The sequence below is a fragment of the Petrachloros mirabilis genome (assembly GCF_975968855.1).
Window position 1 is genome coordinate 1 of sequence record NZ_CDLUDY010000119.1, and the last position, 6,031, is coordinate 6,031.

A 6,031-nucleotide genomic window follows, 5' to 3' on the forward strand; every position below is an offset into this window, starting at 1 on the left:
CTCATGAGCTGCGTTGAGTAGCTGGGCCAGAACACTCCGGTCGATGGGGCCGTTCCCGAAGCGTTCGTCGGCAGCCGGATCTCGAAGGACGATCGTGAGCGAGGGGCTCGTCGCGATCGGCGTTCGATGGCGGAGCCAGGTGTCGTAGGCCGTCCAATCCAACGCTGTGAATGTTGCGGGAGCGAAACTCAACATTATCTGAGCGATGATGGTCGCAAGCAGTCCGATCGCCAGGGCTTGCAGGGAGACGGAGGTGATGAGGAGGCGCCAGAGTTTTTGCCAGTCGAGCATGGAGATTAGGATGCGTCCAGTTCAGCAAGGATGGACTTGATCTCTTTTTTCGGGAGCCCTTTCAAAATGGTCTTTGTCTTCTTGAGATCCTGCGCGACGCCGAGGCCTCTGCCGTAGATGCGGGCTAACAGTTTTTTTGCCGGGATGAAGCCGTCCCCGGCCGTGGTTTCCAGACAGGACAGAATCGTCCGGTCGAAGGGGGCGAGGTGCTCGTCCCACCCTGATTCGTAAAGGCGTGCGAGGTAGGTCTGTGCCTCTTCGCTTAGGGCGTAGCATTCTTGGAGTAGCACGGGCAAGGCATAGTCCGGACGATTGTCGTGAAGGAGTTGTGTGCCGAGGGCGGTGCCGTCGTCGTGACGGTTGTAGTCGGGGAACTCTTCCCATAATTTGTCGCGATAGGCCTTGAATGCATCAAGAGCCTCTTTTCTGGCGCGCGCAGCATACTTGCCTGATAGGGCCTGGCGGCGGAGCTTGGAGAGAGCGTCTGCAGCCGGCCGGTGTTCGGACTCCGCCGCCTTCGACCACCAGTAGACCGCGAGCCCGAGATTTTTGTCGACGCCCTGTCCGCCCTTGTACGCGTTCCCGAAAAAGAATTGTGCTTGCGGGATACCAGCGTTCGCCGCCTCTGCCATCAGTCTGGCTGCTTCCTGGTGCTGATTGGTCAGTTTGAGCAGGAGCCCGAGACGGTATTTGGCGTCAGGAAATCTCGGTTGGAGCTCGAGGGCTCGGCGATAGGACTCAATTGCAATTTTTGGATTGCCCGAAGAGTACTGAACGTTTCCGAGACTGTAATACGCCTGAGTCAATTCGGGGTCGAGCCTGGTCGCTTCTTTCAAGACAGAAGCGGCGGCGCGCCAGTCTTGTTTGGCGATGAGGATGACGCCGAGTTGAAGATGGGCTTCGGCATCGTCCGGATTCAGCTTGATGGCAGTACGGGCTTCTTCGATCGCGGCATCAAGATCACCGATTCGATAAAGGCCTTCAGACAGTTTCAACCGGTCTTCCGCGCTTCGCGGGGAGGTTCGGACGGCTTCTCGTAATTCACCGAGCACAATAATCGCGTCGAGTTCTTCCGCCGGCGTCAACTCGGGAAGGTAATGTTCGTCGGACTCAGCGGCATCGGCATCGGATGCTTCCGGCTCCGTTCCGGTTTCAGGAGCTGGCATTGCGTTCTGTTCGAGCATTGCCGGCTGCTTGGGATTTTCCACCATTGGGATGTGATCGGATTCTTCAGAAGATTGCCCGAGTGATTGACCGAGGTGAGAGGAGAATATTAAGACGGCGAGTATGGTTGCCGGCAGCCATCGAAGGCGCATGAAACGAACGGCCCTCCAGAGGTGGAATGAATAGGCTCCATTATAACACTGCACACTGGAAGTTGATTCCCAGGGTAAGGGGCTCAGTTATCGGGACAGATGGGCAATGCCGACGGAACCGGCAAGGAACACTCCCAGCAGTCCGATGATGATGTATCGCCAAAATGAGAGTTGATTGTAAGTCCGTTCCAATCCCAGTGACAGACCTTTCGTCAGCATCCAGTTACGAAACTCGTGTGAACCCACGTGAGACACTCCTCGTTGCTCCAGACTGGCGATGAAGTCGTCGAGGATGGCCTGTTCCATCTTTGACCGGATCAGACGAAACACAAATCCCGCGAGCGGGACGCGACCGATAGTGGACGCCAAAGCTTCTCCCAGCATCGATTTATAATGAGAGCGAACCTCTTGGATGGTGCGAGGAGGCTGTTCATGATCTTGTGAACCGGGTGGTAGCTGGTGGAACCACCAGCGCAGCTGTTCTTCAAGCTGATGCAGAGTCTTCTTCGCGGACGAGAGCATACCGAAGAGGGCGCCGCCGAGAAGGCCGAGGAAGAAAGAAGTCGCTGTGAGTGACCATTGCGTGATCGATTTCCACCATCCCCCATCCGGTTGTCCTTGAAAGATAAATGCGGTGAAGACGGAAAGGAGTAGTGCTGTCACAATTGCATAGAGAGGGATGGAAAGAGCCGCCGATTTCACAAATCGGCCTGCTAACTGATCGAATTTGAGCGATTGCTGATTGGGTACTTGTGCCATACCAAATAGCTATGAAGTGTGTCTTGCCTGCTTGAGTTGTGCCTGTATCTGGCCGATTCGATCTTGCAGCATCGGTGATTGAAGGCTCACGGAATCATGATGTACCCGCCAGACCGGCTCCAAGGGGGCCGGATCGTTGGCGCAGCGCGGAATGATGTGCCAATGTATGTGAGGCAGTTGATTGCCGAGGAGTTCGTAATTGACCTTCCTTGCGTCGAACAACAGTTGTAACGATTGTGCAATCAGGCTCACCTCTTCCATCAATTGAACGCGCTCTGTTGCGGACAAATGGAACAGTTCCGTGGCATGCCGCTTCAAGACGACGACGGTCCAGCCTCTAAAGAATTGATCCTCGTGCAGATAAGCCGTTGAGAGACCCAGGTCGGCAATGAAGTGATCGCCTCGCGGCCAGGTCCTGTCGCAAGCTTTACACCCGAGGTCTGTCATAGTTGCGTCGGCATTTCCAGCTCTTCTCGTATCGTGATGTCTCTATTGAGCACCAATCAGTTGGACATGCCCAGTGGGTCTTGAAATTCTCCCTAGAGGAGACAGAAGGCTTACCCGGCCAAGATGACTCGCCGTCAGGAGCAGGATGAGGTTCCGATACGACTATTGCCTTTCATCTGCACCTGTGGGATTCATCGGAAATTCGTTTAGTGCTCACATCGGAGGATAGCAAAGTTCTGAGCATTGATCGAGTATTTGGCGGCTCCTTACCTTGACACTCAGTTTAGCTCGACGATATTCTGCGCGAGGTTCCTGGTCTAAACGTCACTCGGGCGTGAAGCCTTGCGGGCTAATCCACCTCTGCCAGGTATTGTTCTAATGCCAATGGATACTGCCACTGCTCACTGTGCGCCACTTCTCGTGCCGCGGTCGCTGGTTTCCAAACTCATGAAGCTCTACGACTATCCGCATCCGCTCCAGCGCGGGCAGTTAATTCGTGGGTACGATCGCCCCCACGCGATACGGACAGCGCGCATGTGCGCGGCCGTCGCGCGGTCGTTGGGGCACGATCCTCAGCGGGTACGACAGTATCAGATCGCCTGTCTGCTGCATGATTTGGGCCGGGCTGGCTTGGATCGCAAACTCTTCGGGAAAATCTGGTCATGGGCTAAGGCGCATGGTATCCCAACCAGGCCTCGTGAATGGCGTGCAATACATCCCGAAACTCCGTACGGCAGGGAGACCGAGGCTTTCATGAAGCGCTATCGCGGCGCTCTTGAGGCCGAAGGTATTGCCGCCACCCCTTGGACGAAAGAACAGGTTGAGATGCGGCTGGGCTATGCCCGCCGCTTGGCTCGGCGGCTGTGCCAGGTTCGGGGGACTATCAGGAAAATGGGGATTTACTGGGAACCCTGGATGCAGTCGGTGATGCTCTATTACTACTATCCGGAAAAATTGCAGAAGGCGAAATCATGGGTAAGGCAGTTAGGGGAAATCCTCGTGGCTTGTGAGCAATTCGAAGCGTACAGCAACCAGCGGCGCGGGCGTGATTATTATGTCAGGAAAAAGGAGACGATCGTGGAGGCATTCGCGTATCTGGAAAAGCTACGGAAAGAAGGCATTCTGAGTCCGGTTGTCATGAAGGCATTAAAAGGACTCGCCGCTTCCGGCGAGTTCGACACGATCATCGCCGAAGCTCGCGGGCATCGCCTGACTCCGAAGGAAAAAAACCTCCTTCGGCATATGGAGTCGTGACCATGGCAGTGAAGACTGTTCCCTTCCGTCTTGACATGCGTGGTGGCACGCAGATCGAAAATGTCACGAAACGCGTGCAGGAAGCCGTGGCCGCCTCGGCTCTCAAGGCCGGGATCGTGACGGTGTTCGTGAAACATACGACCGCCTCAGTCATGATTATTGAAGACGAGCCTGGCATTCGGGCCGACACGAAGACGTTTTGGGACCGATCGGTTCCGGCCGATCCTGCCTGGCAACACAATACGAAAAATCCCGGTGAGGACAACGGGCACAGTCATCTGCGGGGGCAGTTGCAGGGGCCCTCCGTGACAATACCGTTTTCTGGCGGGGCGATGCTGCTGGGCGCGTGGCAACAAATCGTTCTGATTGATTTCGATACCCGCGCGCGGACGCGGGAACTCATTATTCAAATCGTCGGAGAGTAGTCTTGAGGCCACGCAAATTCACCTTGTCGTTCCTGTATGCCGCCGTTCTCTGCGTTCTTTCTTCGACTTCGGCTATTGCAGGGGAATGGGGTCGCCCCTTGGGGCCGGAGCATCGAGGGCCTGAAGTTCGACCGCGTCCGGTGTCCCCTCCTCCGTCCGAGTTCGGGGCCGATGAACGGGCCACGATGACGGTGTTTGAGAAGGCAACGAAGTCCGTCGTGTTCATTTCCAATACGGCGATCAAACGGGATTTCTGGTCGCTGGATATTATGGAAGTTCCGCAGGGATCCGGTTCCGGATTCGTATGGAACAAAGAGGGACATATCGTCACGAACTTTCATGTCATCTATGGCGCCAGCTCAATCAAAGTGACGTTGGCTGATCGATCCGAGTATCGGGCTGCGCTGATCGGAGCCGATCCTGATCACGATCTGGCTGTGCTGCAGATTCAAGCCCCTGATGAGGCGCTGGTTCCCGTGACGGTGGGTACCTCCAGCGATCTCCGTGTCGGGCAAAAGGTGTTGGCGATCGGCAATCCGTTCGGATTGGACCACTCATTGACGACCGGCGTAGTAAGTGCCCTGGGGCGGACGATTAAATCGATGTCCAATCGCACGATCGAAGGTGTGATCCAAACCGACGCGGCGATTAATCCCGGAAATTCTGGCGGCCCTTTGCTCGACGGAATCGGCCGCTTGATCGGCGTGAACACGCAGATCGTCAGCCCAAGCGGGGCCTTTGCCGGTATCGGGTTTGCTGTTCCCGTGGATACCGTGAACCGGATCGTTCCTGAATTGATCAAATATGGGAAGTTGATCCGCCCGGGATTGGGTGTCTCGCTGGTTCCGGATGCCATGGCGAAACGGTGGGGAATCAAGGGGTTGATAATCGGCAAGGTGACGCGCGGGGGAGCAGCCGACCGGGCCGGGCTCAAAGGTGCGCGCGAAACCGTGACAGGGCGGGTGGAACTCGGGGACATCATCCTCGCGGTGGCAGGAAAACCCGTCGATACGGTCGACGACTTAATGGACGTGATGGAGGACCATAAAGTCGGCGAGAAAGTTACGGTGGAGATCCTGCGGGGGAAGAGGCGCGAGCAGGTCACGCTGACCCTTCAAGCCGTCAATTAGGCGGCGGCATTCTCCGCCATCCCTATGGTAGGATCACTCATCTGTCTTGTATGGAGGATTACCGAATGAGCGACCGGCGATCTCAAGAGTCCCGTCCAGACGATCCACTGGACAAGCAGCCGGAGGCCGCTTCAAGTACCGGGTCGGATCCGCTCGAACTCATCGAAGAGTGTTTGGCGTCATTTCCTGAATCAGATCCCCGGCAGAAGCTGCTGTACAAGCTCCGTCATGCCGTCATCCTGTCCCAAGCCCAGGTTCAACAGCGGGAAGCCGAGTTCAGAAAGGTCAGCGACGTCATTGCCAAATTGACGGCTCCGGCCAATCGGATCGGCACTCTTCTCGATTTGCCCGGAGAAGGCTTGGCACGCATCGTCGTGGGAGGGGCCGAGTATTATGCCAATGTCGATCC

8 protein-coding genes are annotated in these 6,031 nt (G+C 56.3%); 4 read left to right on the forward strand and 4 right to left on the reverse strand.

The window, feature by feature from the left end; all coding sequences use genetic code 11:
• The 4 genes from ACWVCN_RS04995 to ACWVCN_RS05010 form a co-directional block, all read right to left on the reverse strand.
• Nucleotides 1-291, reverse strand: a 291-nt coding sequence (locus ACWVCN_RS04995; RefSeq protein ID WP_455244417.1) for a CHASE2 domain-containing protein, incomplete at its 3' end; no start/stop codon positions are given.
• 5 nt (nt 292-296) lie between these two features.
• Nucleotides 297-1,607 carry a tetratricopeptide repeat protein gene (locus ACWVCN_RS05000; RefSeq protein ID WP_455244418.1) on the reverse strand — a complete coding sequence of 437 codons (1,311 nt, stop codon included), beginning with the start codon at nt 1,605-1,607 and terminating at the stop codon, nt 297-299.
• A gap of 87 nt (nt 1,608-1,694) precedes the next feature.
• A complete protein-coding gene (locus ACWVCN_RS05005) occupies nt 1,695-2,366 on the reverse strand; it encodes a hypothetical protein (protein WP_455244419.1) in 672 nt (223 codons plus the stop codon).
• A 9-nt stretch (nt 2,367-2,375) separates the two neighbouring features.
• A complete protein-coding gene (locus tag ACWVCN_RS05010; RefSeq protein WP_455244420.1) occupies nt 2,376-2,813 on the reverse strand; it encodes an HIT family protein in 438 nt (145 codons plus the stop codon).
• A gap of 378 nt (nt 2,814-3,191) precedes the next feature.
• On the opposite strand from ACWVCN_RS05010, the gene ACWVCN_RS05015 reads away from it, so the two are divergent.
• The 4 genes from ACWVCN_RS05015 to ACWVCN_RS05030 all read left to right on the forward strand — a co-directional run.
• On the forward strand, nt 3,192-4,067 hold the full coding sequence (locus ACWVCN_RS05015; RefSeq protein WP_455244421.1) for a hypothetical protein: 876 nt from the start codon (nt 3,192-3,194) through the stop codon (nt 4,065-4,067).
• A gap of 2 nt (nt 4,068-4,069) precedes the next feature.
• Nucleotides 4,070-4,492: a secondary thiamine-phosphate synthase enzyme YjbQ gene (locus ACWVCN_RS05020; RefSeq protein WP_455244422.1), complete on the forward strand. Its 423-nt coding sequence runs from the start codon at nt 4,070-4,072 to the stop codon at nt 4,490-4,492.
• A 2-nt stretch (nt 4,493-4,494) separates the two neighbouring features.
• The gene (locus ACWVCN_RS05025) at nt 4,495-5,622 is read left to right on the forward strand and encodes a S1C family serine protease (protein ID WP_455244423.1); all 1,128 of its coding nucleotides are present in this window, start codon (nt 4,495-4,497) and stop codon (nt 5,620-5,622) included.
• Between the two features lie 65 nt (nt 5,623-5,687).
• Nucleotides 5,688-6,031 (forward strand): hypothetical protein (locus tag ACWVCN_RS05030; RefSeq protein ID WP_455244424.1); only part of this gene is annotated, 344 nt, incomplete at its 3' end.

Coding starts and splice junctions, on each gene's coding strand:
- ACWVCN_RS05000 (WP_455244418.1), bottom strand. CDS start 1,607: ATGCGCCTTCGATGGCTGCCGGCAACCATACTCGCCGTCTTAATATTC.
- ACWVCN_RS05015 (WP_455244421.1), top strand. CDS start 3,192: ATGCCAATGGATACTGCCACTGCTCACTGTGCGCCACTTCTCGTGCCG.
- ACWVCN_RS05005 (WP_455244419.1), bottom strand. CDS start 2,366: ATGGCACAAGTACCCAATCAGCAATCGCTCAAATTCGATCAGTTAGCA.
- ACWVCN_RS05020 (WP_455244422.1), top strand. CDS start 4,070: ATGGCAGTGAAGACTGTTCCCTTCCGTCTTGACATGCGTGGTGGCACG.
- ACWVCN_RS05010 (WP_455244420.1), bottom strand. CDS start 2,813: ATGACAGACCTCGGGTGTAAAGCTTGCGACAGGACCTGGCCGCGAGGC.